Origin of the sequence: Paenibacillus solanacearum (assembly GCF_910593845.1) — a bacterium.
Taxonomy (GTDB): Bacteria; Bacillota; Bacilli; order Paenibacillales; family NBRC-103111; genus Paenibacillus_G; species Paenibacillus_G solanacearum.
The window spans coordinates 23897-46729 of the sequence record NZ_CAJVAS010000016.1 but is presented as its reverse complement, the minus strand read 5'-3'; the positions used below and the strand labels follow the sequence as shown (position 1 = coordinate 46729).

At 55.5% G+C, this 22833-nt stretch carries 26 protein-coding genes; 16 read left to right on the top strand and 10 right to left on the bottom strand.

The features are described from left to right. Positions 1-53: 53 nt before the first annotated feature. Positions 54-422, top strand: coding sequence for a winged helix-turn-helix transcriptional regulator (locus KXG62_RS18000; RefSeq protein ID WP_218093385.1), 369 nt, complete (start codon positions 54-56; stop codon positions 420-422). Positions 423-487: 65 nt separating this feature from the next. Here KXG62_RS18000 and KXG62_RS17995 read toward each other — a convergent pair whose 3' ends face one another. Beyond that, positions 488-1264 (bottom strand): response regulator transcription factor, encoded by a 777-nt coding sequence (locus KXG62_RS17995; RefSeq protein WP_218093384.1) that lies wholly within the window; start codon positions 1262-1264, stop codon positions 488-490. Further along, the gene (locus tag KXG62_RS17990; protein ID WP_246627505.1) at positions 1257-3089 is read right to left on the bottom strand and encodes a cache domain-containing sensor histidine kinase; all 1833 of its coding nucleotides are present in this window, start codon (positions 3087-3089) and stop codon (positions 1257-1259) included. The genes KXG62_RS17995 and KXG62_RS17990 overlap by 8 nt, the downstream gene beginning before the upstream one ends. A 138-nt stretch (positions 3090-3227) precedes the next feature. On the opposite strand from KXG62_RS17990, the gene KXG62_RS17985 reads away from it, so the two are divergent. From KXG62_RS17985 to KXG62_RS17975, 3 genes are read left to right on the top strand one after another with little or no spacing between them, the layout of a single operon-like run. Further along, a complete protein-coding gene (locus tag KXG62_RS17985; protein ID WP_218093383.1) occupies positions 3228-4580 on the top strand; it encodes an ABC transporter substrate-binding protein in 1353 nt (450 codons plus the stop codon). Positions 4581-4598: 18 nt separating this feature from the next. Further along, the gene (locus tag KXG62_RS17980; RefSeq protein ID WP_218093382.1) at positions 4599-5069 is read left to right on the top strand and encodes a hypothetical protein; all 471 of its coding nucleotides are present in this window, start codon (positions 4599-4601) and stop codon (positions 5067-5069) included. Between the two features lie 25 nt (positions 5070-5094). Next, positions 5095-5766: an MgtC/SapB family protein gene (locus KXG62_RS17975; RefSeq protein WP_218093381.1), complete on the top strand. Its 672-nt coding sequence runs from the start codon at positions 5095-5097 to the stop codon at positions 5764-5766. A 146-nt stretch (positions 5767-5912) separates the two neighbouring features. On the opposite strand, the gene KXG62_RS17970 is transcribed toward KXG62_RS17975, so the two are convergent. Next, entirely contained in the window at positions 5913-6797 is an 885-nt protein-coding gene (locus KXG62_RS17970; RefSeq protein ID WP_218093380.1) for a putative RNA methyltransferase, read from the bottom strand. Positions 6798-7039: 242 nt separating this feature from the next. Further along, complete coding sequence (locus tag KXG62_RS17965) at positions 7040-7531, bottom strand: MarR family winged helix-turn-helix transcriptional regulator (RefSeq protein ID WP_218093379.1); 492 nt, start codon at positions 7529-7531, stop codon at positions 7040-7042. A 145-nt stretch (positions 7532-7676) separates the two neighbouring features. On the opposite strand from KXG62_RS17965, the gene KXG62_RS17960 reads away from it, so the two are divergent. Beyond that, entirely contained in the window at positions 7677-8105 is a 429-nt protein-coding gene (locus tag KXG62_RS17960; protein ID WP_218093378.1) for an SgcJ/EcaC family oxidoreductase, read from the top strand. 107 nt (positions 8106-8212) lie between these two features. Here KXG62_RS17960 and KXG62_RS17955 read toward each other — a convergent pair whose 3' ends face one another. The 4 genes from KXG62_RS17955 to KXG62_RS17940 form a co-directional block, all read right to left on the bottom strand. Continuing rightward, the gene (locus tag KXG62_RS17955; protein WP_218093377.1) at positions 8213-8563 is read right to left on the bottom strand and encodes a spore coat protein; all 351 of its coding nucleotides are present in this window, start codon (positions 8561-8563) and stop codon (positions 8213-8215) included. A gap of 12 nt (positions 8564-8575) precedes the next feature. Then, entirely contained in the window at positions 8576-8878 is a 303-nt protein-coding gene (locus KXG62_RS17950) for a ferritin-like domain-containing protein (RefSeq protein WP_218093376.1), read from the bottom strand. 220 nt (positions 8879-9098) lie between these two features. After that, the gene (locus KXG62_RS17945) at positions 9099-9797 is read right to left on the bottom strand and encodes a PspA/IM30 family protein (RefSeq protein WP_218093375.1); all 699 of its coding nucleotides are present in this window, start codon (positions 9795-9797) and stop codon (positions 9099-9101) included. Positions 9798-9841: 44 nt separating this feature from the next. Continuing rightward, on the bottom strand, positions 9842-10066 hold the full coding sequence (locus tag KXG62_RS17940; protein WP_218093374.1) for a PspC domain-containing protein: 225 nt from the start codon (positions 10064-10066) through the stop codon (positions 9842-9844). 285 nt (positions 10067-10351) lie between these two features. On the opposite strand from KXG62_RS17940, the gene KXG62_RS17935 reads away from it, so the two are divergent. Next, positions 10352-12046 carry an ankyrin repeat domain-containing protein gene (locus tag KXG62_RS17935; protein ID WP_218093373.1) on the top strand — a complete coding sequence of 565 codons (1695 nt, stop codon included), beginning with the start codon at positions 10352-10354 and terminating at the stop codon, positions 12044-12046. A 37-nt stretch (positions 12047-12083) separates the two neighbouring features. Here the strand turns inward: KXG62_RS17935 and KXG62_RS17930 are convergent, their stop codons facing one another. Then, positions 12084-13352, bottom strand: a complete 1269-nt coding sequence (locus KXG62_RS17930) for a BaiN/RdsA family NAD(P)/FAD-dependent oxidoreductase (RefSeq protein WP_218093372.1) — start codon at positions 13350-13352, stop codon at positions 12084-12086. A gap of 161 nt (positions 13353-13513) precedes the next feature. Then, positions 13514-14839, bottom strand: coding sequence for a hemolysin family protein (locus tag KXG62_RS17925; RefSeq protein WP_218093371.1), 1326 nt, complete (start codon positions 14837-14839; stop codon positions 13514-13516). Positions 14840-15613: 774 nt separating this feature from the next. Here KXG62_RS17925 and KXG62_RS17920 point away from each other — a divergent pair. The 10 genes from KXG62_RS17920 (at position 15614) to tatC (ending at position 22773) form a co-directional block, all read left to right on the top strand. After that, a complete protein-coding gene (locus tag KXG62_RS17920) occupies positions 15614-15784 on the top strand; it encodes a hypothetical protein (protein WP_218093370.1) in 171 nt (56 codons plus the stop codon). 160 nt (positions 15785-15944) lie between these two features. Beyond that, the gene (locus KXG62_RS17915) at positions 15945-17192 is read left to right on the top strand and encodes a DUF445 domain-containing protein (protein WP_218093369.1); all 1248 of its coding nucleotides are present in this window, start codon (positions 15945-15947) and stop codon (positions 17190-17192) included. Positions 17193-17366: 174 nt separating this feature from the next. Then, positions 17367-17510, top strand: a complete 144-nt coding sequence (locus tag KXG62_RS17910; RefSeq protein WP_218093368.1) for a hypothetical protein — start codon at positions 17367-17369, stop codon at positions 17508-17510. 33 nt (positions 17511-17543) lie between these two features. Beyond that, positions 17544-18008 (top strand): DUF3905 domain-containing protein, encoded by a 465-nt coding sequence (locus tag KXG62_RS17905; protein ID WP_218093367.1) that lies wholly within the window; start codon positions 17544-17546, stop codon positions 18006-18008. An 84-nt stretch (positions 18009-18092) separates the two neighbouring features. Further along, the gene (locus tag KXG62_RS17900) at positions 18093-18527 is read left to right on the top strand and encodes a BrxA/BrxB family bacilliredoxin (RefSeq protein ID WP_218093366.1); all 435 of its coding nucleotides are present in this window, start codon (positions 18093-18095) and stop codon (positions 18525-18527) included. Positions 18528-18646: 119 nt separating this feature from the next. Further along, complete coding sequence (gene nadE / locus KXG62_RS17895; protein WP_218093365.1) at positions 18647-19456, top strand: ammonia-dependent NAD(+) synthetase; 810 nt, start codon at positions 18647-18649, stop codon at positions 19454-19456. Positions 19457-19476: 20 nt separating this feature from the next. Beyond that, positions 19477-19902: a holo-ACP synthase gene (gene acpS / locus KXG62_RS17890; RefSeq protein ID WP_218093364.1), complete on the top strand. Its 426-nt coding sequence runs from the start codon at positions 19477-19479 to the stop codon at positions 19900-19902. A 215-nt stretch (positions 19903-20117) separates the two neighbouring features. Further along, on the top strand, positions 20118-21779 hold the full coding sequence (locus KXG62_RS17885; RefSeq protein ID WP_218093471.1) for a PhoX family protein: 1662 nt from the start codon (positions 20118-20120) through the stop codon (positions 21777-21779). A gap of 23 nt (positions 21780-21802) precedes the next feature. After that, on the top strand, positions 21803-22051 hold the full coding sequence (tatA, locus tag KXG62_RS17880; protein WP_218093363.1) for a twin-arginine translocase TatA/TatE family subunit: 249 nt from the start codon (positions 21803-21805) through the stop codon (positions 22049-22051). Then, the gene (gene tatC / locus KXG62_RS17875; RefSeq protein ID WP_218093362.1) at positions 22048-22773 is read left to right on the top strand and encodes a twin-arginine translocase subunit TatC; all 726 of its coding nucleotides are present in this window, start codon (positions 22048-22050) and stop codon (positions 22771-22773) included. The genes tatA and tatC overlap by 4 nt, the downstream gene beginning before the upstream one ends. The last annotated feature ends 60 nt before the right edge of the window (positions 22774-22833 follow it).

Sequence of the window (22833 nt, the reverse complement as noted above, 5' to 3'; positions counted from 1 at the left end):
ATAAAGTAACGCATAAAGGAACGGTTAGCACGTATGGAACGGGAGTTGAAGAGATGAACGAGCATGAAGATCAAGGGGTGCCGCAAGGCGTACTGACGACGCTGCAGGTGATCGGAGGCAAGTGGAAGCCGCTCATTTTATTTATTTTGCTGAATCAAGGGACCAAGCGGTTCGGGGAACTGCGGAGACTGCTGCCGAACGTGACGCAGGGCATGCTGACGAACCAGCTGCGCGAGCTGGAGCAGGACGGATTGATCGTGCGCAAGGTGTATCAGGAAATTCCGCCGAAGGTGGAATACTCGCTCTCGGATCACGGGACCACGTTAAGCACCGTGCTGCACGATATGTGCGGATGGGGTTTCAAGCACATCGAATATATGAGCCATTCCTCGGAGCAGAAGAAGCCGGGCGTTTCACCGTGAACAATCGCCAAACGATGGTGCCGCGCACGTGATCCGGGTGCAGCCCGCTCCGCGAGAGGCCTCGTCTAGCCGCTCGTTTCCGTCCGGTAAGCGCCCGGCGTGCTCGACGTGTGCTGCTTGAACACGAGCGAAAAATGCTTCGGGCTTTGATAGCCGGACAGCCGCGCGACGTCGTAAATTTTGAGCTGGGTATGGGTCAGCAAATATTTGGCCCGTTCCATGCGCACCTCTGTTATGTGATCAGACAGATTGAGCCCCGTTTCCTGTTTGAACAACTGGCTTAAGTAGACGCGGTGCAGGTCGACGACATCGGCGATCGCCTGTAAGCTTAAATCGCCCTCAATATTGGCGGCGATATATTCTTTTATTTTCCGCACGAGGCGATGGTCTTTGGGCGTGTCATCCGGGAGGCTGTCCTCCCCGCTGTCCGTGGGCGGCTCTTCCGCTATGCGGCTGCGGCCGTGCTTTTTATCCAGCTTGTCGCGAATTTTGTCCATCATCGAGACGAAGGCCATGCGGTTGACCGGCTTCAGCAAATAATCCTCGACGCCGCAGCGAAGCGCCTGCTGGGCGTAAGCGAAGTCGCCGTAGCCGCTGATGATCGCGATCGGCAGATCGGCGTACCGCTCGCGGATTTTTTGGATCAGGTCAAGTCCATTCATCTCGCGCATCCGAATATCGGTGATGACCAGGTCGGGCATGTCGCTGCTCAAGTAGGCCAGCGCCTCTTTGCCGTGAACCGCTTCCTTCACGACGGCGAAGTCGGCGGTCCACTGCTCGATCATTTTGGCGATACCTTCGCGGATCAAGGCTTCATCCTCCACCAGCAGTACTTTATACAAGCGTATCCTTCCTTTCGAGCAAAGGTATCGTGATCGTAAACGAGGCGCCCGCGCCAGGGCTTCCATCCATGTCCAGGCCGTAATCGGCTCCGTACATCAGAATCAGGCGCCGGTTAATGTTGCGCAGCGCCAGACCGTGTCCTTCCCACGGTTCTTGTTCGTCCGATGCCATCGACTGCCGCAGCCGTTCGATGTCCGCTTCCGACAGCCCCCGGCCGTTATCCCGCACGGTAATCAGCAGCTCGTCACGGAACCGGTCCGCCGAAATCCAGATCGTCCCGCCGGCTTCCAGCTCGTCGAGCCCATGGTAGATTGCGTTTTCCACCAAAGGCTGGAGCATCAGCCGCGGAACATGCAGCGGCCGTAGCTCTTCGTCCGCCTGGATCACCGCTTTGATACGGTCGCCGTACCGCAGCTGCTGAATGCGGACATAAGCCGCGACTGAATCAAGCTCCTCCTGCAGCGGCACCAGACGGTCATACGGCCCGACCGAATGCCTGAGCAGCGAGCCCAAGGCCGAGACCATGTCGGAAATGTCGTACATTTGACTGCGGATCGCCATCATGTTGACCGATTCCAGCGTATTGTAGATGAAATGCGGATTCATTTGGCTGAGCAGGGCGGATAGCTGCGCTTCCTGTTCTTTGAGCCGAAGGCCGTATACTTCGTTCACCAGCCGGTCGATTTCGCCGGTCATCTGGTTGAAGCCTTGACTGAGCCGGCCGATCTCGTCCTCGCTATCCACAGGCACCTGCTGCTTGAACTGGCCCTCTCCGACGAGCTGCATTTTTTGCGTAAGCCGGGTCAGCGGTTCGCTGAGCCGGAACGAGAAAAATCCAGCCAGCCCGCTGGCGGCAAGCAGGCATAGGGTGAATGTGATCGCGGTGAACGCCCGGAACCCTTCCGTTTCTTTGCGCAGCGCTGCAACGGGAATGAGGCTGACGACCTTCAGGCCTGAATAGGAGGAATAGTCCGAGACGGTCAAATACGGCTTGCCCCCGATCTCCCATCGTTTGCTTCCGTCTTCTTTCGGCGCAACGGATTTGAGTAAGGATGCTTTCGTCGCCGATTCCAGCCCGTCGTTGTTTTGTTCGTAGAACAGCTCGTTCTGCTCCCCGAGCACGAATAAATTGCCGACGTGGCCGAACGGGTCGTTCGCCGAGATTTGACCGAAGATGTCCAAGCCGAAGTCGATCACCATCATGCCGACGACTTGCGACGAGCCTGGATCGCGAATTAACCGGGCCGCGGACACGTAGGCTTCGGTCGCCGCCTCGCCGGACATATAGTCGGGATGGTGCTGGGGGATCATCACCCACGCTCCGCCCGCCTGCACGACGCCGGCGTACCAGTCCTCGCGTTCCGGCCGAATAAATGAGCGGATTAAATACGGATCGCGATTGGTAAAAATATAACCGTTGCCCGCGATCAGCTGTATGCCGCGCACTTCGGGGCGGTAATACGTAGAGCCGGCGATATAATGGAACATTTTGTTTCGTTCTTCCGGCGACGGGACGGCGGTGCCGGGTGCCGAATCAACGTACTTTTCCAATATGCTCATGACGTCCGTATGGTACAGCGGCAGGAGCGATATTTTCTGCATTTCCTCCCGTAATATTTGATCGAGGCTCCGGCTCATCTGGCGCACGATTTGGCCGGTGTAGTCGATCGTTCTTCGTTCCACCGAGGAAGAAAAGTCGATATACGTTATGATGCCTTGCACACTAAGCGGCACGCCGATCAGCAGTACGAACAGGATGACGATTTTGGTGCGCAGGGTCATCCGCTGAAACAGATTCCGTTTGCTTTTAGTTTGTTTGGACAAGGTCAGCACCTTCTACGTTTCAAAAATCGTTTGTTTATTTTATCATACCTTAATAATTCGAACTATATCTTAACGCTGCTTGGTTTCGTGCAGCGAGCCATTCCGATAGACTAAATGTACGTTCGAGGAGGGAGCCACATGAGGGCGAAGTTGGCGGCAGTGCTCGTCGCTGTGTGGGCGGCCGCGGTTCTTTCGGGCTGCGGTACGGATTCCGGGTACGACCGATCCGCTGAGGGGCGCGGCGGCGACCCGGCGGAGGACATCATCGAGATGTCGTTTTATTATCCCGTCGATGTGGGCGGTCCGCTGACCCCGACCATCGAGAGTATGGTCGGCGAGTTCATGGAAGCGAATCCGAAGGTGAAGGTCAGACCGGTGTACACGGGCAATTACGATGACACGACCGTGAAGACGGAGGCGGCCATCCAGGGGAAAAATCCGCCCGATGTGGCGATTCTCCGGGCAACAGAGCTGTTCACGCTGCTCGACATGGATGCGATCGTACCGCTGGACGAATTTATATCCCAGGAACAAGGATCGGACTACTTGTCCGATTTCTACCCGGCGCTGCTGGCGAACGCGCAGACCGGAGGCAAGACGTACGGCATTCCGTTTCAGCGAAGCACCGTCGTGCTTTATTACAATAAAGATGCATTCGCCGCGGCCGGCCTGGATCCGGGCCGGCCTCCCGAGACCTGGGAGCAGCTGGCGGCGATGGCGAAGCAACTAACTCGGCCTGGGCGGTGGGGGATCGAAATCCCGTCGTCGGCGCCGACGGTCTCGACCTGGATGCTGCAGGCGCTGGCGCTGCAAAACGGCCGCAATCTGATGTCTGAGGACGGCAAGGCCGTGTACTATGACACGGCGGAAAACCGGGAATCGCTGCAGTATTGGCTCGATTTGTCCCGAAAACATCAGGCGATGCCCGCCTCCATCATCGATTGGGAGACGGCGCCCCGCGACTTTTTGCAGGGCAAGACAGCCATGATGTTCCACACGACCGGCAATTTGGCGAACGTCAAGCTGAATGCGCCGTTCGACTTCGGCGTCAGCGCCCCGCCGAAAAACAAGCGGCTCGGTACGCCGACCGGCGGAGGCAACTTTTTTATTTTCAAAGGCATTCCGAAGAAAAACCAGGAAGCGGCATGGAAATTCATCAAATGGATGACCGAGCCCGAACGCGTTGCGAAGTGGAGCATCGATACCGGGTATGTGGCCGTCCGCAAATCCGCTTACGAGACGGAAAGCATGAAACAATACATTCGCGCGTTTCCGGCGGCGCTGGTTGGACGCCAGCAGCTTCATTACGCGCAAGCCGAGCTTTCGACGCATAACAACGACCGGGTGACGAAAGCGTTAAGTGACGGCATCCAGCGGGCGTTAACGGGAAAGGCCGCGCCCGAGGAAGCTTTGCGCACGGCGCAGGAGGAAGCTGATCGGGCGCTTGCGCCGTTTGCTTCGCCCGTAAGCGCCGGGAGCGGGAGCGACTAGAATGAAGGGAGTGATCGTATGGCAGTCATCCCGTTTGCCGCGGGGCATCTTACGTTAGGTCAAGTTGTATTCCGGCTGGCTGCTGCCGTCCTGCTGGGGGGAATGCTGGGAGTGACCGGAAGGGTCAAGCGCCGCGGTGCCGCTGTCTGGGTACTGGCGAGCGTCTCCGTCTGCTTGCTGTCGGCCGCCGTCATGCTGCTGTGTGTGTACGGAATGGCCGCGTTAAGCGAGGCGGGGGCGCTGGTTCATTTCTTCTCTGCGCATGCATACGGGGCCGTAATCAGCGTCATCGGATTTATGGCCGGGGGGCTGTTGTTCGGCGTGGTGCCGCTCGGCAAGGATATGGAAGAAGTAAGCCAGCTGTTCGTTACAATGGTGATCGGATTTTGCACCGGAGACGGGTTTTATGAATGCGCGGTACTATGCGCCTTGATCGGCGTGCTGGTTGTCAAGCTGCCGGTATCGCTCCGGTCGAATCAAGAGAAATGAGTATTATGGATCGGGAGGAACTCTCATGGAATGGGATTATTTGCTGCGGGTCGTCGTGGCCGGCCTTTGCGGCGCATTGATCGGATACGAACGCAAAAATCGGATGAAGGAGGCGGGCATCCGGACGCATTTTGTCGTCGCTTTGGGCGCCAGTCTGATGATGGTCATTTCGAAATACGGCTTTCAGGACCAGATCGGCTGGTCCAATTTATCGCTCGACCCTTCACGGGTCGCGGCGCAGGTGGTTAGCGGCGTAGGCTTTCTTGGCGCAGGCATGATCTTTATGCAGAAACAGACGGTGAAAGGGCTGACGACCGCGGCGGGCGTTTGGGCGACGGCCGGAATGGGGATGGCAATCGGGTCGGGGCTGTACCTGCTCGGCATCGGCGTCACGCTCGTCATCTTGATCGCCCAAATCGTGCTGCATACCCGGTACAACTGGCTGGCGACGCCAAGGACGGAGCACTTGACGATGCAAATCCGCAATGAGCAGGGCAGCGTGGCGTATGTGCAGCAGGCACTCCAAGCGAAAGGCATTGCACTGCTCAGCTTCCATGTCGAGAGCAGAGGAACGGACGAATCCGAATTGTTCCTCGATCTGCAGATTAAGCTGCCGGGAAACTTCGGCTTGGAGCAGTTAATGCCCTTCATTCAGGAAATATCGACTGTCAAGACGATCGAAGTGCAGCCGCATTGAGCAGCCGATTACCGGCCGGAGCGGCACGGAAAGAAGCAGCGGCATGGCATGGATTGTGAGTCCGTGTTGTGAACAAAACAAAGACCGGAGAGCCTCGAGAGGCGTCTCCGGTCTTTGGCGTTAATGGCTGTCAGGGAGGCATGCGGTTATGTTCCTTTACGCCCGATCAGCACCGTCAAATCGACTGTCATATCGATAAGGTCCAGCGACAGCACTTGCTGCAGCGCTTCATCCGTCGCTCCCCAAGCGAGCGGCGTCATGCGAACCAGGTGCGCAAGGAGCGGTCGTTCTACACGAACGGCATATTGCAGCCGTTCTTTATGCAGCGGGTCAAAGTGCCTTTCGAACAGCGCTTGCGTATCGCTGCTAATCGCAGGCCTGCGATCAGCGCCGTATACGAGCGCGCGCAGCTCCTGTAAATAACGGGCGCCGGGTACGACCTTGATCATCGTCCCGTCTTCCACCAGCATGCGCCGAAATTCGCTGTAATTGGAGGGGGATAGTAGATTGACTATGAACTGAAATTGTTCGCTTGCGAGCGGGCACCGGGCCAGATCGCCGACGCACCAGACCGATTGCGGATCATGCCTGGCCGCCATGGCCACCGCTTCTTTGGCAATATCCAATCCGACGGCGGTTACCCTTCTCGTTGTCTGATCGCAAACGAGCTTCGTTATGGAAGACAGCCGGGAGCCTTCCCCGCAACCGGCGTCGAACATTTGAACGGGTGAACGCCCTGGCGGCAGCGCGCGCAGGATCCATTCGGATATGAACGTATCGAGCGGCTTGAAGAAGCCGTGATCGCTTAACATTTTACGCGAGGCAAACAGCTCTTTATCGTACTTGGCTTTGACCGGCCGGGAGACGAAATTGACATACCCGTACCGGGACAGATCAAAGCTATGCCGTTCGGCACAAACCAGACTTTTTCGTTCGAACACATGCATGGGCCGGAAGCAAAGCGGGCAGCGGAACAGGCCGCTGGATTCCGTCAGGCGGTCGGCAGACGAATTTATTTTATTTGCAGACAAAGCAAAAACACCCCATTCATTCGTAATCGGTGAATGAATAAAGGCACAGACAAATAAACCCTCAGCCTTCGCTTTTTGAAAAAAGGCGGGGTTTCATGCGCTGTGCCTCACATTACCTGTAACGAATGAATTGGATGATCATAATAAACTCCTCGTGAAAGATGAGATGTTGACCGTTTAATCATAGCATAGAGGGGCTATAAATGAAATTGCCGTTCATGGGAACGAGGAGTGAAGCGACGTTACGGGCGCTGCTCCTTAAGCTTGTTCATCTCCTCCAATGCGATCGCGTTGCATTGTTGCAGAAAGTCGACGATCAGGCGAGCATCCTGTTCCGAGTAACGGGATACGAGGGCAAGCGTCGATTGAAACAGAGACTCGAACAGTGGAGACATATGGCCGGTTGCGGCGGGGGCCGGCTTGACGACAACGCGTCTGCGGTCGTTCGGATCTTTATCGCGGATTACATAGCCGGCTTGTTCCAGCCGGTCGATGACGTTGGTGATCGCTCCGGTAGTAAGTCCCGTTAATTCGGCCAGCTGTCCGGCGGTGACCGGTCCGGAACGGTTCAAATAATCGAGGCACTTATGGTCTGTAGCATTCAAGCCGAGCCGGTCTGCGATCATTTGATGGAGCATGACGGCACGTGAGCTGTTGTGACGCAGTTCGTGCAGCAATTCCCACTGCAGCGCGGTAAGCTCATGAGACGAAGGTTGGCGATTCTCGGTTGACACGGCGAAACCTCCAGTGCTAAGATGAATATACCTTAATTTGTTAAGATATATAGTTTACTAAGATTATTTTCTGATTAAGGTAATATCGTCAAGTATATCACAGCCTGGAGAGCCTCACCATTTTATACGAGAGGATGGATTGATTATGTACAATCAACAGCAGGACATTCATGCGATCGGCGAGCTGTTTACGGTATTAAGCGAAGCCTGGAATAACGGCGATGGTGCAGCTTACGGCGAATGCTTCACGGAAGACGCAGATTATGTCACGTTCAACGGACAGCATTTGAAAGGAAGACAGCAAATTGCCGACGTGCATCAATGGTTGTTTGACGGGCCGCTTAAAGGCTCCAAGCTGACATCCGGCCTTCCTTCACAGCCGCATCCCCGCTTTATAGACCCGCAGGTAGCCGTCCTGCACGGGATTGGCGAGGCGAACTTGGCTGACCCTTCGCAGGATGCCACCGGCCGGGCTTCGATCAATACGAATGTTGTGGTCAAGCAAGACGGAGTATGGAAAATTACTGCGTTCCACAACTGCCGTATCCAGGAAATGCCTCAAGGACGCAAGTAAATCAAGTGCAATATTTCACCGCGCTTGCATACGTATGAGCCCGCGGATCATAACAACAGCGCGCCTTCCTCAAGAGAAGGCGCGCTGCTGCGTTTATCCGATGTCCGCTACACCGAATATGGAAACTGTGAGGAATAGCCGCTAAACTGCTGCTGTGCTTGCTGGATTTTTTGCTGCTCTTCCGCTTCGAGCTTGTACCAGCCGTTCTGAAACATGACATTATACAGCTCGCGCGCGCATTGATGCGTCTCGGTCAATATTTGCAGCATGTCGGCATGAAGCTGCTCATGACTCGCTTCGCGCACCGCATCAGTCAAGCTGTCGGTCAAATATTTGCAAGTTGCCAGACCGTCGTTCAAGAAGTCGCGGTCGTTCATTTCCGGCCCTTTCACTTGAGGCAGCTGGCCGGTTTGGGGATTTGCGATTTGCTGATTGTTTTGCCATTGTTGTGATTGCATAAGATCGCTCCTTTAGTGGGACGTTTGCTGCGACGACTGCGAAGGCAGCTTGGCCATGGCGGCGTTGTTGTCGACCTGCAGGTGCGTCAACAGCTTCTGGTAGTGGCGCTGGTGCATTTGTCCCGCCTTGTCGAGCGTCTGCTTGATCTGCGGATTCGTCGCCTGCTGCGCGTAAAAGTGAAATTTCTTAAATGCGTTCAGCTCCCAGGAGAGCGCGTCTTTCAGGTACATCAAATCTTTAGTCGTAATGACGCGCGGCGGCACAGGAATCGGCACTTGTGCCTGCGGAGCCGGGGGGTTCATCGTAATCGACATAGGGAAGCTCCTTTCGTGATCGGTGGAATGTGCTGCTCAGCTTATAGAATGAGCAATATATCAAGGAGTATGCCTCGCAGGCGGGTCTTCTTCGATGGAAATGTTCGGGGATCGTACGGGATCGAAGCGGAACGTGATGTAACGCGACGCGGCTTCCGAAAATGAAAAAGCATCTCCGCCACGGAGAGGTGGGGAGACGCCTGATTGCTGTAAGCGGTAATTATTGCCCCTTTGCCGGCGATTGCTGCTTGAGCCTTGCAAGATGTTCCTCAATCCGCGCGTCACGGTTTGCTTCGGACAACGGGTCGGCGCCGGATGCGGCGTATGGTCCTTGTCCACGGCCGTACGATTGGCCGGCCAGCTCGGTCTGCGCTTCCCATTGCATAATTTTTTCCTCGATCCGTTGGAAGCCGCTCGCTGCGTATCCGCCTTCAAAGCGGTAGTGACCGGAAGCAGCGGACGACTTCGCTTGCTGCGACGCCATTTTTTGCGCGCGTGCGGCAAGCTCTGTACGTTTCTCTTGCATGACGGCATATTCGGATTTCAATCGCTCGAGCTGTTGAACTATTTCTTCCGTATGCAGCCTTGCCGCTCCGTACTGCTCAGCGCATGCAAGCCCTTTATCCACATAATGAAGCTTGGTGCTTAAGGCGTGACGCGCTTCCGCTTCCAGCCCGCTTGCGAGGAGTTCGGCTGCCTTGCGCTCCCACTCGGCCGCCAGCTCGTTATATTCATCGATGCGCTGTTTCAGCACGCGCTCGGCCGCGACTTGTTTGCTCAAGGAACGCTGCGCGGTATCGATTTCCTCCTTCATGCTGCGGAGATAATGGTTCAGCATCATCACCGGGTCCTCCAGCTTGTTCAGCGCCTCGTTCGCCGCTGCCTTCGACATATCGAAAATTCTCGCAAATACTCCCATTGCGTATCCACTCCTTCAGTTTGTGTCGGCTCGTCCAGGCCGTATTAGTAGTTGTGATGCGTTTGATGAAAATCGTAGTGACCGTACGGCTCTTTCGGGATGATCAAGCTGGCGATAAAGTAGATCAACAGGACCGTACCGAAGCTGCAAAAGGCGGCAATCACGACGGCCAAGCGAATGAAGGTGGGACTGAAGTTCATCCACTCGGCAAGCCCTCCGCAAAGACCTGTCAATCGGCTGTTTGTTCTGGAACGGAATAATTTGTTCATTTGAAATGGCTCCTCTCAACCTATATGTCATCTCGGTGTTAACCGGATCGTTACTTGAACTTCATGTCTTTATTGTAGGGCCAGCGGGCTTTTATCGAAACCGACTTGTGGCGGTTTTTGAGACTGGACCTTAGGCGGGGACGCTTTACTACCTGGGACTAACTGATTTAAAGTAGAGGTATTATGCACCGCTCGATCAGCGCAGCATGGACAAACAACGAACTGCGGGGCGAAGCGCAATCGGCGGCGTGAGCTGCATCGACAACGGGAGGATGAGGATCGCTTATGGACAATCAACGTCATGTTGGAAGACCGCCGCTCGCACAGGCTGCAGATCAAGGCGCTGCGGTAGATCACCAAGCACCAGCGGCGCTGCAAACGAACGAATTTGTTGCCTTCAGCGGGGGGAGAGGGACGGATGTATGGGACATGCTGGTCCATGCGATGTCCGGCGACACCTCGGCGATGCTCGAGCTGCTGCAGCGTGACGCGGGACTGTCCAATTGCAGCTGGGGCTACGTTACGCCGCTTCATTTTGCCGTCAGGTCCGGCAATGTCGAAGCGGTACGACTGCTGCTCGACCATGGGGCGGATGCGACCCAGCGAGTGCTCGGCTGGCAGGACGACATGCTGACGAAAGCGAGGGACCGGGGATACGTGGATATGGCGGAGCTGCTGGAGCGGCATCTGGCCGAACGGCTTCGCAGCTCGCCGGAAGGCAGCGATCTGGCCCGTTGGATCAAGGAAGGATGCATCGACGAGCTATGGCGTGCACTGGATCAGGCTCCAGAACGCGTTCACGCGGGCGATGAGCAGGGCAATACACCGCTGCACTGGGCCGTCCTCACGCGGCAGCTCGGCTTAATCGATGAGCTGCTGCGCCGCGGGGCGGACCTGGAGGCGAAGAGGGCGGATGGAGCGACGCCTGCGCTGCTGGCCATCGAGGGCGACTACTGGTTTCGGGCTAAACGGGATTTGAACAAGCAGGCGCTGCGCGACGAGCGGTTTCTTCTCGGCTACTTGATCGCCAAAGGCGCCGAATATGACGCTTGCAAAGCAGCGGCTGTCGGAGATGCCGCCTATCTTGCATCGATGCTGGAAGCCGATCCGTCGCTAATCCATGCTGCGAACGAAATCGGTAAAAGACCGCTTGGCTACGCAGCCCGAAGCGGGCATGTCGATACGGTGAAGCTGCTGCTCGCGCACGGCGCCGACCCGAACGCTCCGGAACGCGACGCTCCGCGCGGAAGCGCGCTGTGGCATGCCGTTGCCGGCAATCACGGCGAGTGCGTGAACCTGCTGTTGGCGCACGGGGCCGATCCGAACGCGATGCTGGAGTCGAGCAGCAATCCGCTGGGCATTGCCATGAGCAAGGGATACGACTCGCTCATATCACTGCTCTATGCCCATGGGGCAACGTTGAAGCTGGATGCGGCTTGTTGGCTCGGGAGAATCGATCTGGCCGGCGAAATCGTAGGAGCCGATCCATCTCAGGTCCATACCGGGGGTGATTACGGTCCGCTCTGCATGGCGGCGGGAGGGGGGCACACCGATATCGTTCGGCTGCTGCTGCGGGCCGGAGCCGACTTGAATGCGCCGTGGTATGCCAACAATTACATGGGCTATGCCGTAGACGCGGGCATGGGCATGGCGCGGCTGCTGCTGGAAGCCGGGGCCGATCCGAACCATGCCAACTGGCTGGGCGTCACTTATCTTCACAAAGCGGCCTGGCTTGGACATGCCGAATGGGCGGAGCTGCTGCTCGAGTACGGTGCCGATCTGAATGCCATCGATGACGAATATCGTACGACACCGCTCGGCTGGGCGGCCAAATACGGGAAGACCGATCTGGTCCGCTTGCTGCTGGATAGGGGGGCGGATGTCGCGCTGCCAGCCGATGAGCCGTGGTCGCAGCCGCTGGCTTGGGCGGAGAGAAAAGCGTATGAGGAGATCGCGGAGCTGCTTCGTTCCAAACGGTAATATAGCAAGACGATGGCTTGCATTGAAGCCATCGTCATCAGAGGGAGGCGCTGTACTCCGCTGCGCTTTTGCCAGCAGCGTAGCCGGTAGAGAAAGCCGCCGTAATATTGTACCCGCCCGTATAGCCGTGAATATCGAGAATTTCGCCGCAGAAATACAAGCCGGGCATCCGCTTCGATTCCATCGTCTTCGGGTCGATCTCCTTCAGGTGAACGCCGCCGCCGGTGACGAACGCTTCTTCAATCGACAGCGTGCCGTTCACGGGAACGGGGAAGCTCTTGATCCCTTTGGCGAGCTCTAGCCATTGCTGCTTCGGAATATGGTCATACGTGAGATGCTCGTCCAGATTGGCTTTTTGAAACAATAGCGGAATCAGGCGGTCGGACAACAGGCTCTTCAGCACGTTTTTGGCCGCTTTTTTCGGCTCGTCCTTCATCAACTGCAGCGTCTGTTCGTAAAGCTCGTCGGCCGATTGATCCGGGTGGAGGTCGATCGTCAGCAGCACTTCGCCTGCGCCGGATTTCGCCAGCTCCTTCACGACGAACTGGCTGCAGCGGAGGGAGATCGGCCCCGACAGGCCGAAATGCGTAAAGATCATGTCGCCTTGGTGAGACACGAGCTTTTTCCCTTTTGCATTCCATACCGTCAGCGAGACATCCCGCAAGGAAAGCCCCTGCAGCTCGCGGCTGCGGATGAACGGCGCCTTGGAAGTGAGCGGCACCTCCGTTGGAAACAGCTCCGTGATCATGTGCCCTGCCCGCTCGGCCCAAGCATACCCGTCCCCGGTCGAGCCTGTATGCGGGACCGATTTGCCGCCGGATGCGACGATCACTGCATGGCTGCGCAGCGTTTCGCCGGATTTCAGCCGCACGCCGGTCGCTTGGCCTTGCTCGTACAGCACTTCGTCGACCGGAGCGTTCATCCGGATGTCGACGCCTTGCTGCCGAATCTGGCGAATCAGCGCGTCCACCACCGTCTTGGCTTTGTCGGTGACCGGAAACATGCGGCCATTATCCTCTTCCTTGAGGCGAATGCCCAGCCGCTCGAAGAACGCGATAATGTCCTTGTTGCCGAAGTTCGAAAGCGCGCTGTATAGAAATTTCCCGTTGCCGGGAATATATTTGATCAATTCATCCAGCTCTTTGTTGTTGGTGACATTGCACCGGCCGCCGCCGGAAATGCCCAGCTTGCGCCCCAGCTTGTCCCCTTTATCGATGAGCAGCACTTTCGCCCCGCTCTCGCTGGCAGCGACGCCGGCCATTAATCCCGCCGAGCCTCCGCCGATGATGATTACATCGTACTTCATGAACACAACCCCTACGCCATGCTTTTTTTTCTAGATCATATCATGATTTCGTTTCGTTTAAAAATGAAGCGCATCCCCGAGATAGGAGGCAAAGACCGGCGCGGCATGCCTCCTATGCCGTGAACGATAAAACAACCCGGCCATGGGCCGGGTTGGTAGCGTTACGCGGTTTGAGTTTGCGGCTGGATCTTTCGGACGATCAGTCGGGAGATCCGCAGTTCATCCGTTTCATCAATGACGAATTCATATTGGTCGGTATAGTTGACCTTCTGGCCTTTTTTCGGAGGAAGCTCGACCTGGGCGTAAATCCAACCGCCGATCGTGTCGTAGTCTTCCGACTGAATTTCCATTCCGAAATAGTCGTTCACCTCGTCGATCAGCAGGCGGCCGTCGATGGAATGGACCAGCTCATCCTTCTTCTCGATGCTCGGACGTTCTTCCAGATCGAACTCATCCTGAATTTCGCCGACGATCTCCTCAAGAATATCCTCCAGCGTGACGAGGCCGGAAGTACCGCCATATTCGTCGATGAGAATGGCCATTTGTACTTTCTTCTTCTGCATCAGCTTGAGCAGATTGCTGATCGGCATCGAATCAGGCACTTTCGTGATCGCCCGTGTGATGTGGCGAATATCGGTCAGCTCATTCTGATGCTTGAGCAAATCCTTGATATGCAGGAAGCCGATAATATTGTCTTTATCGGGATCGCAGACCGGATAGCGCGTACGCATTTCCCTTTGTGCGATTTCCATATTTTCTTCAAAAGTAAGGTTCGCGTACAGACAATTCATTTCCGTACGGGGAATCATGATTTCCCGCGCGTTCGTTTCCGTAAACTCGAATATATTGTCAAAAAGCGTGAGTTCCGTGTTGTCGATGAACCCGCTTTTATGGCTTTCTTTCACCAGGACGCGTATTTCTTCTTCGGTGTGAGCCGATTCATGCTCTTCAGCCGGCTCAATCCCCACCATCTTCAGCATACCATTGGACATGCCGTTAAGCAGCCAAATGAACGGGAACATCAGCTTGTAAAAGATGATCATCGGAATGGATGACCAGAGCGTCACATTTTCCGATTGGCGGATGGCGTAGGTTTTGGGGAACTGCTCCCCGAGCGTAATGTGCAAGGTTGTCATAATCGAGAACGCGATAATGAATGAAATCGTATGAAGGGCAACATCGCTTAAGCCGAGCGTGCCTTTGAGCACGGGCTCCAAAATAGCGGCAATCGTCGGTTCGCCGAGCCATCCGAGGGCGAGCGATGCCAAAGTAATACCTAACTGACATGCGGACAAGTAAGCGTTTAAGTTATTGGTAATCATCGTGGCGAATCGGGCCTGCATATTGCCGGTTTGCGCCAGCGTTTCAATGCGGCTGCCTCGAACCTTCACCATTGCGAATTCCGCGGCAACGAAAAAACCGTTAATCAGCACCAAAACCAAAATTAATACAACGTTGATTAATAAGGGTAACGGGTCACTACTCAATCAATCCCTATCTCGCCTGAGTCAGACGGATAGGTACACCTCCCTCGATCTTTCAGATATGAAATTATAAGTTCTTCTTATTTTATTATAAAGGATTGTAAAAGTGCGCTCAAATATTGAAGGGGGTACTAAGGGGAATTGACGGCGCACGGCAAGCCATATATTAAGAGCTTTCCCCGTAATTCCACCCGTCTGATTCGATTTTGCCCGTTTTTGTCGCAAAACGAGCATATTTACGTTTTTCGCGGGCACATGCGCATGAAACGGTTTCATGATTCGGCGCAAACATGTATACAATAATTGGACACAAAATGCGCTCTTATTTCATCATCCACGAAGGCTATCGTTTGACTTTTGGGGGAATCGGATGTATACTATTTTGAAGCTCTAATAAGAGCAACAACCTCGCAATGCCCCTAACGAAATTCCTCCAGAGAATCGTCAGATTTTTCCCGCTATCGTTATCGGTAAAGCTTCCATGAAACAGACTGTAAGAATACTGATTCACACTGGCGCGGTCATCGGAGCCGCAAGGATGAAAGAGAGGTAGGGCTTTCATTGTTTTAGTTAGGCAGCAATATCATGAGAACCATTACGCAATCAAGGGGCAAGAAGCTGTCAGCATCGACAGCATAGGTTGAAAACAAGCGCAAGCTGCGCACAGGGACTTCCGCCGATTACGGGAAACATCGGCAGAAGTCTTTTTCGTTTATCCCAGCCGGAAGCTGCGCAATATAAAGGAAACTTATCTTGCTTGAACAGGAGGAGAAGCATGTGAAGAAAAACAACCCGCAAGATGAGCGGACCGTGCTCGATAACTTACAGGATGCGATGCTGCGGCAGACGAAAGCGGTCGCCTTCGTCAATTCACTGTTCCCGGACCAGATCGACACGCATGAAGCGATCGAGCAAATGCGCGAGGAGCGCCGCAAATCCGAATCGTAATTCGACATCGTTCCAGAAAGCCCGGCGCCGGTTGCGACCGGGCTTAAACCTGTGATGGAATGTGCCGCGTAAAGAAGGAAGTCTCTTGCCGCTGCACATTGTTTTTTTATGTCGAATTACGATATGATACCTAGTAAAGATGACGGTTAGAGGTGAGCTTATGGCTGGCAAGGCCAGATATACGGCAGCGATTTCATTAGGCGTCATGGGAGCGGGATTCGTCGCTACGATGCCTTTTCTTGATATTCCTTGGGTTCGATTCGTACAGAGCGGCTTCGAAGCGGGCCTCGTCGGCGGATTGGCCGACTGGTTCGCAGTGACGGCGCTGTTCCGGCATCCGCTCGGCATTCCGATTCCGCACACCGCTTTGCTGCCCCGCAACCGCCAGAAGGTGACCAGCGCGCTCGTCAAGACGGTGGAGGAAGACCTGCTCAGCAAGGAGAGCATCCGCGGCAAGCTGGAGCAGTTCCGCATTGCCGAGCGTCTGCTCGACGGCGTGATGCGGCAGATCGGCACGGATCCGTTCAAGGAAGGCATCCGCCAGGCGGCTGTTACGCTGCTGGAATCGATACCGAAGGAGAAGGCGGCCGTCTTGCTTGAGCGGGAAATCCGCAAGCGGCTCGATCGTTTGGATGCCAAGCAGGTGCTTGAGGCGGTAGTCGGCATCGTATACGAGCATAAGTACGACGAGAAGGCGTTCGACTTCGTACTCGAATTGGCCGAGCAATGGACGCTGACCGCTGAGACGAGACTGCGCCTTGGCGCGATGGCAGGGCAGGCCATGAGCCGGATGCAGACGAACGGATTTATGCAGATGGCGATCAATGCGTTTCTGGGCTTTTACAGTGAGGACAAGCTGGGCGGCATGATCCAGCAGTTCCTGCTCTCCGCCTTATATGATTTGAAGCGAAGCGGGGACAGCAACCGGGCTGCACTGCTGAAGGCCGTTCGGCAGCGGATTGACGGGCTGACGCAAGACCCGAAGACGGAAGAATCGCTGGAGCAGTGGAAGCAGCGGCTCTTGTCGCAGTGGAACTTGGCGGAGCTGTCGGCCGGCTGGGTGGAGCAGCTGCATGCGCGGCTGCTCGAATGGGTGCGTGAGCCGGACTTCGCGGAGCACTATATTGTACCGCTGCTGGAGCAAGGGGCAAGACGCGTGCGCGGCGACGAGCAGCTGATGGCGAAGCTGGAACGCTGGATTCAGGAGCAGCTGAACCGGTGGATCGAGGCCAACCATTCGAAGGTTGGCGCGCTGATTCGCGAGAATATCGACCGGTTCGACAACGAAACGCTGATCAAGCTGATGGAAGACAAGATCGGCGGCGATCTGCAGTGGATTCGGGTGAATGGAGCGTTATGCGGCTTTTTGATCGGCATCATACTTGAAGGCTTGAAAGCGTTGCTGTAGGTTCATAGGGTACGGCCGGACAACCGGTCTGTCATGCGTGCTGCCATGTACAGACCGGTTCTTTGTCAGGGGCATTATCGCGCGGCCGAACGGCCTTTCTCGTGGGTCGTGAGTGGATTGCTGTGCAATGAAGCATACTAAGCTTATATTCTACAGCCAAAGGAGATGTTGGGCATGGCACAATACGATTCCAACGCGAACGCATCGAAGGAGCAGGAGCTTCAGGCAAAGGAAAATAAGCAGGCACAGCAGAAGACCGATCCTGCGGCAGCGGGCTACGATAAAAAGCTAAGCGGCCCGAACCGTCCGTCCGTTTGAACGAATCATGCCAGGAGAGGAGTCCAGCCCGTTATGAGCGAACAACCTAAGCGCAGCAACGACACGGCGTCCTACGATAAGGTCGACACGAATATTCGGTATAATGAGAAGAACGATGCGGAGCTTGATCCGTTCGAAATTAATTTTTTGCCCGAGCATCAGCAGGGACGCGGCCCGCGGGAGCCGTTCGTCAACGAACACGGCGTGCTGATCGGCGATCACCAGTACGAGTCGGATAACTCCCCTCTGCAGCAATGGAGCGAGGAGACGGACCCATCGATCATGTCGGGAGACCAGTGGGTGCATCCGTTCAAGGATGTCGGCTTTCAAACGACCGAGAACCGGGAGCTGTTCGAGCAAAATATACCGCCTCAAGCGCACCCGTTCCTGCATCCCGATAAAGACGTAGCGTACCAAACGTTCGACGAGGATAGCGATACCGCGGAAGGCGCTCAGCCATCGCAGCCCGCGTCGCGCTCGGCTTCGAAGAAGAAATAAGCTTTGCTTTCACTCCCGCCCGTTGTATAATGGACATAACAAAGTTTGTATACCTTTATGTTGAAAAAGGAGTGAAAGCGAACAATGTCTATGTCATTTGAGTCATATATGAAAGATATGGTTCAGCCCATGAGGGATGAGCTTACGCGGATCGGGATCCAGGAGCTCCGCACGCCGGAGGAAGCGGCCGAAGCGCTGGAGAATGCCAAGGGCACGGCGCTGCTCGTCATCAATTCCGTTTGCGGCTGTGCCGCCGGGCAATGCCGTCCGGGCGTTGCGCGCGCATTGCAAAACGAAGTGAAGCCGGATCAGCTGTACACCGTCTTCGCCGGCCAGGATAAAGAAGCGACGGCGAAAGCCCGTGAATATTTGGCTCCGTACCCGCCGTCTTCGCCATCCATTGCATTGTTCAAAGATGGCCAGCTGGTGCATTTCATTCAACGCCACCAGATTGAAGACCGTTCGGCAGAGATGATCGCCGGCGATTTGATCGGCGCGTTCGACCATTACTGCAAATAATCCGGTCGCCGTACCGGATCCGACTCCTGCACCGCTTCTCCAAGCGACGCAGGAGTTTTTTGTTGAGCTGCGGCATGATATAATGTGAGAAAATATTCCACGACAGGAGTGTACAACGGATGAGCCTGCAGCAAGATATTATCGCCAAGCTGGGCGTGAAGCCTGTAATTGATGTCGATGCAGAGATTCGCAAGCGCGTCGACTTTTTGAAGCAATATGTGTTGAAGTCTGGCGTCGACGGTCTGCTGATCGCGATCAGCGGCGGGATTGACAGCTCGGTCGCAACGGGACTGTGCAAGCTCGCGACCGATGAACTGACGGCCGAGAAGGGGCGCGAATACAAGACGATCGGCGTGTTCCAGCCTTACGGGGAGCAGGTCGACATTTCCGACAGCTACGCGACGGCGGAGGCGTTCGACCTCAAGTACCGGATCGAGACGAATATCGAGGAAGCCGTGAATGAGATTGCGCTGGAAGCCGAATACGGCTTGAAGTCGATCGGCATTCATCAGCATTTGAGCCGTGGAGGCAAAGGTAACGTCAAGGCGCGCACGCGCATGGTCATCCAGTACGCGCTGGCGTTTGAGCTGAACCTGCTGGTGGTCGGAACGGACCACGCTTCGGAAGCGATCACCGGCTTCTTCACGAAGTACGGCGACGGCGCCGTCGATATTACGCCGCTCAGCTCCCTCAACAAGCGGCAGGTGCGTCAGCTGGCGGCGAATCTCGGCGTCCCGCAAAGCGTGCTCGACAAGGCGCCTACAGCCGGGCTGTGGGAAGGGCAAACCGACGAGAACGAGCTGGGCATTACGTACGATGACAACAGCAGCTATTTGGAGGGCAAGGACATCCCGGCGGAAGCGAAGGAGAAGCTCGAGAAGCAGTATTTGCGCACCGAGCATAAGCGCGCGCCGATTCCCGGCATTTAACGCGAGGAAGGAACGAGGGCATGATCATCGGCATCGGCACCGATTTGTTGGAAATCGCCAGAATGAAGGCGATCTTGGCACAGCCTTCAGGCGAGCGGTTTCTGCAGCGTGTGCTCACGGAGAAGGAACGGGAGCTGGCTTCCGAGAAGCGCGGGCGGCTGGCCGAATTTGCGGCCGGACGGTTCGCGGCCAAGGAGGCCGTGGTGAAGGCGCTCGGCTGCGGCATCGGGAAGGAAGTGACGTTCCGCGACGTGGAGGTGCTCCCCGATGCGAAAGGAAAGCCGTTATGCCGCGTGTCGGCGGCAGCGTGGGAGCGGCTTGTGCACTCCGCAGGCCAAGAAGCGCTCTGCGCGGAAGGCGGCTCGCCTGAACGGCTGCATATTCACTTAAGCATCACGCATACCGAGACGATGGCTATGGCTTATGCGGTGGTGGAGCAGCGGTAAAGCTTGCGGCTCATAGTAATCGATACTCGGCAAAGGAATCCTTGCGCTAACGCTAGCAAGGGTTCTTTTTTTGCCATTTTACGGTCCTATTGCAGATCTCCCGGATTTACAAAAACACCATACCGGTGTAATTCCCTTTTGACAATTCGCGCCTATGCTTTATGTGGATACTCAACTCAATACAAGAATGGGGAGTGTACGCATTGAACCAAAATATGGATCGACGTACGTTTTTATCGTATTTGGGCACCGGAGCCGCCGCGCTGGCCGCCGCATCGGCCGGGCTGGGGACGCTGGAGGGCAAAGCTTCCGCGATGTCTCCGACTGCAGATCATTTATTCGGTTATCGTACGAATCAAGTCAGCGGTTATTTCGACCCGATCGAGCCTTCCAAAGCAGACGAGCTCATCCTGCCGAATGGATTTAAGTATGATGTCGTTGCGGCGTTCGATGACATCATTAACGAAGCGGGAGAGAAGTTCGGCCAAGGCTCGGATTACAACGCTTTTTTCCCGATCAACGGTTCCAACGTACACGGTCTTCTTGTGAATAACCACGAATACACGAACATCTTCGGTCTCGGACCGATTGTAGGCGGCAAAATGTCGCAGGATCAATTGGAAAAAAATTTGTACTACCAAGGCATGTCCGTCATCGAAGTGCTCCGGGACGAATCGGGCGTATGGCAAATGGATACGTCCTCCAAGTACGCACGCCGCATCAACGGTTTCACCACGTTCGAGTTTACCGGTCCGGCAAACAGATCGTCGGCGCTGAACCATGCGTCCACAGCGCAAGGCACGTTTGCCAACTGTTCCGGTGGCGTCACGTTTTGGAATACCGTTCTGTCCTGTGAAGAGAACTTCAGCGAAACGGCAGAGGCGTCCAAGCTGCCATCCACGCATTACGGCTGGGTCGTCGAAATCGATCCGTTCGATGGCAGCTTTTTGAAGAAGCATACGGCGCTGGGCCGGTTTAACCATGAAAACACGGCGATGGGACTAACCAAAGACAGACGGATCGTCGTGTATATGGGCGATGACAAGAAGGATGCGTGCGTCTACAAATACATTTCCAATGGAAAGTACGTTCCGGAACAAGGTCGGAGCAACTCGGCACTTCTCACAGACGGCACGTTGTACGTGGCCAATCTGAAAAACGGCAAATGGATCCCGGTGACATACGAGGCGCTCTCCAAAGTGCTGGCAAGCGAGAAATTCAAGGCGCCTGCCGGTGTAAAAGGATCCCGAGAAGAACTGATGAAGCAGTACCAGAGCCAGGCCGACGTCGTGACGAACTGCCATGAAGCGGCGTTGATGTTAGGCGGCATGCCGACGGACCGTCCGGAGGATATCGAAATTTCGCCATTTGACAACACCGTGTTTATTTGCCATACGAATAATGATGCGCACGGCAACATTCACGGGCATATTACGCGCATTTTCGAAACGGACAACGACCTCGGTTCGCTGGAGTTCGATTTCGAGATTTTTGCTGCTGGCGGCCGCCAGTCGGGGTTCAGCTCTCCGGATAACCTGGCTTTCGACTCGAGGGGCAACCTGTGGGTCGTGACGGACATTTCCAGCAGCAGCACCAATCAAGGGGTGTACACTGCGTTCATGAATAACGGATTGTTCGTCATTCCGACCGCGGGGCCGAGCAAAGGGGCTGCCATGCAGTTCGCTTCGGGGCCGAAAGATTGCGAGCTGACAGGTCCGTTTTTTACGCCTGACGAGCGCACGCTGTTCCTGTCAGTACAGCATCCGGGCGAAAATACGACCGACCTGAGCAAGCCGACGAGCCTGTGGCCGCATCGCGAAGGCGACTCCAAGGCGCGCTGCGCCGTTGTCGCGATCAGCGGATTCCGTTTCAACTAAACCGCATAAGGAGATGACATCCGATGCCATTTGGAAATATCGGACTGCCTGGCTTAATCCTCATTCTTATTATTGCGCTGATTATCTTCGGGCCGTCCAAGCTGCCGGAGCTGGGAAGAGCGTTCGGACGTACACTGAGCGAATTCAAGAGCGCCACTAGAAACTTGATGAGCACGGAAGACGATAGCAAACCGGCGGAAGAGAAGCCGGCTCCGCCGACGGTACAGGTTGTTCCTTCGGGCAAAGTCGCTTCCTTGGACGAACGCAAATGAATCAAGAAATGCAATTCGTAGCACATCTCGAGGAAATGAGAAGGCGGCTCTTGTTTACGCTCGTCTCATTCCTCGTCGCGCTATGCGGCGCGTTTCTTTATGCCAAATCGATTTACCGGTGGCTCGTCAGCGGGTTTGACGGGCAGCTGGCGGTGCTGGGGCCGACAGATTTGCTGTGGGTTTACGTGATGATTGCAGGTGTATTTGCGATGGCGGTCACGATTCCGGTAGCCGGCTATCAGATTTGGAAGTTCGTGAAGCCGGGGCTGAGCCTGGACGAGCAGAAAGCGACGCTTGGCTTTATTCCGGCATTGGCCGTGCTGTTTGCGGGAGGGATCTGCTTCGGCTACTTCGTGTTGTTTCCGATGGTGCTGAGTTTCTTGAAGGCGATGGCGGAGGATCAAGTGCAACTGCTGTATACGGCGGACAAGTATTTCCGGTTCATGATCAACTTGACCGTTCCGTTCGGACTGCTGTTCGAGATGCCGGTCATTGTCATGTTTTTGACCCGGCTGGGCATCCTGAACCCGGTACGGCTGGCCAAAGCGAGAAAGATGGCCTACTTCCTGCTCGTGGTCATCTCGATTACCATCACGCCGCCGGACTTCGTCTCCGATATTCTCGTGACCGTACCGCTACTGATCCTATATGAGATCAGCATATCGCTATCGAAGTGGGTGTATAGGAAAAAGCTTTCGGCCGGTGTCCCGGGCGTACAATAAAGAGACACGACGCCCAGGACTCTTGAAAAAAGCCGTAAAATCGCAAATGGGTGCGGGTGA

Bases quoted from the DNA above. Each gene is read 5' to 3' on its own strand.
- KXG62_RS17935 (WP_218093373.1), top strand. From the start codon at position 10,352: ATGGACAATCAACGTCATGTTGGAAGACCGCCGCTCGCACAGGCTGCA.
- KXG62_RS18000 (WP_218093385.1), top strand. From the start codon at position 54: ATGAACGAGCATGAAGATCAAGGGGTGCCGCAAGGCGTACTGACGACG.
- KXG62_RS17980 (WP_218093382.1), top strand. From the start codon at position 4,599: ATGGCAGTCATCCCGTTTGCCGCGGGGCATCTTACGTTAGGTCAAGTT.
- KXG62_RS17910 (WP_218093368.1), top strand. From the start codon at position 17,367: ATGGCACAATACGATTCCAACGCGAACGCATCGAAGGAGCAGGAGCTT.
- KXG62_RS17885 (WP_218093471.1), top strand. From the start codon at position 20,118: ATGGATCGACGTACGTTTTTATCGTATTTGGGCACCGGAGCCGCCGCG.
- KXG62_RS17950 (WP_218093376.1), bottom strand. From the start codon at position 8,878: ATGTCGATTACGATGAACCCCCCGGCTCCGCAGGCACAAGTGCCGATT.
- acpS (WP_218093364.1), top strand. From the start codon at position 19,477: ATGATCATCGGCATCGGCACCGATTTGTTGGAAATCGCCAGAATGAAG.
- KXG62_RS17985 (WP_218093383.1), top strand. From the start codon at position 3,228: ATGAGGGCGAAGTTGGCGGCAGTGCTCGTCGCTGTGTGGGCGGCCGCG.
- KXG62_RS17975 (WP_218093381.1), top strand. From the start codon at position 5,095: ATGGAATGGGATTATTTGCTGCGGGTCGTCGTGGCCGGCCTTTGCGGC.
- KXG62_RS17955 (WP_218093377.1), bottom strand. From the start codon at position 8,563: ATGCAATCACAACAATGGCAAAACAATCAGCAAATCGCAAATCCCCAA.
- KXG62_RS17905 (WP_218093367.1), top strand. From the start codon at position 17,544: ATGAGCGAACAACCTAAGCGCAGCAACGACACGGCGTCCTACGATAAG.
- KXG62_RS17900 (WP_218093366.1), top strand. From the start codon at position 18,093: ATGTCTATGTCATTTGAGTCATATATGAAAGATATGGTTCAGCCCATG.
- KXG62_RS17930 (WP_218093372.1), bottom strand. From the start codon at position 13,352: ATGAAGTACGATGTAATCATCATCGGCGGAGGCTCGGCGGGATTAATG.
- KXG62_RS17945 (WP_218093375.1), bottom strand. From the start codon at position 9,797: ATGGGAGTATTTGCGAGAATTTTCGATATGTCGAAGGCAGCGGCGAAC.
- KXG62_RS17915 (WP_218093369.1), top strand. From the start codon at position 15,945: ATGGCTGGCAAGGCCAGATATACGGCAGCGATTTCATTAGGCGTCATG.
- KXG62_RS17960 (WP_218093378.1), top strand. From the start codon at position 7,677: ATGTACAATCAACAGCAGGACATTCATGCGATCGGCGAGCTGTTTACG.
- nadE (WP_218093365.1), top strand. From the start codon at position 18,647: ATGAGCCTGCAGCAAGATATTATCGCCAAGCTGGGCGTGAAGCCTGTA.
- tatA (WP_218093363.1), top strand. From the start codon at position 21,803: ATGCCATTTGGAAATATCGGACTGCCTGGCTTAATCCTCATTCTTATT.
- KXG62_RS17940 (WP_218093374.1), bottom strand. From the start codon at position 10,066: ATGAACAAATTATTCCGTTCCAGAACAAACAGCCGATTGACAGGTCTT.
- tatC (WP_218093362.1), top strand. From the start codon at position 22,048: ATGAATCAAGAAATGCAATTCGTAGCACATCTCGAGGAAATGAGAAGG.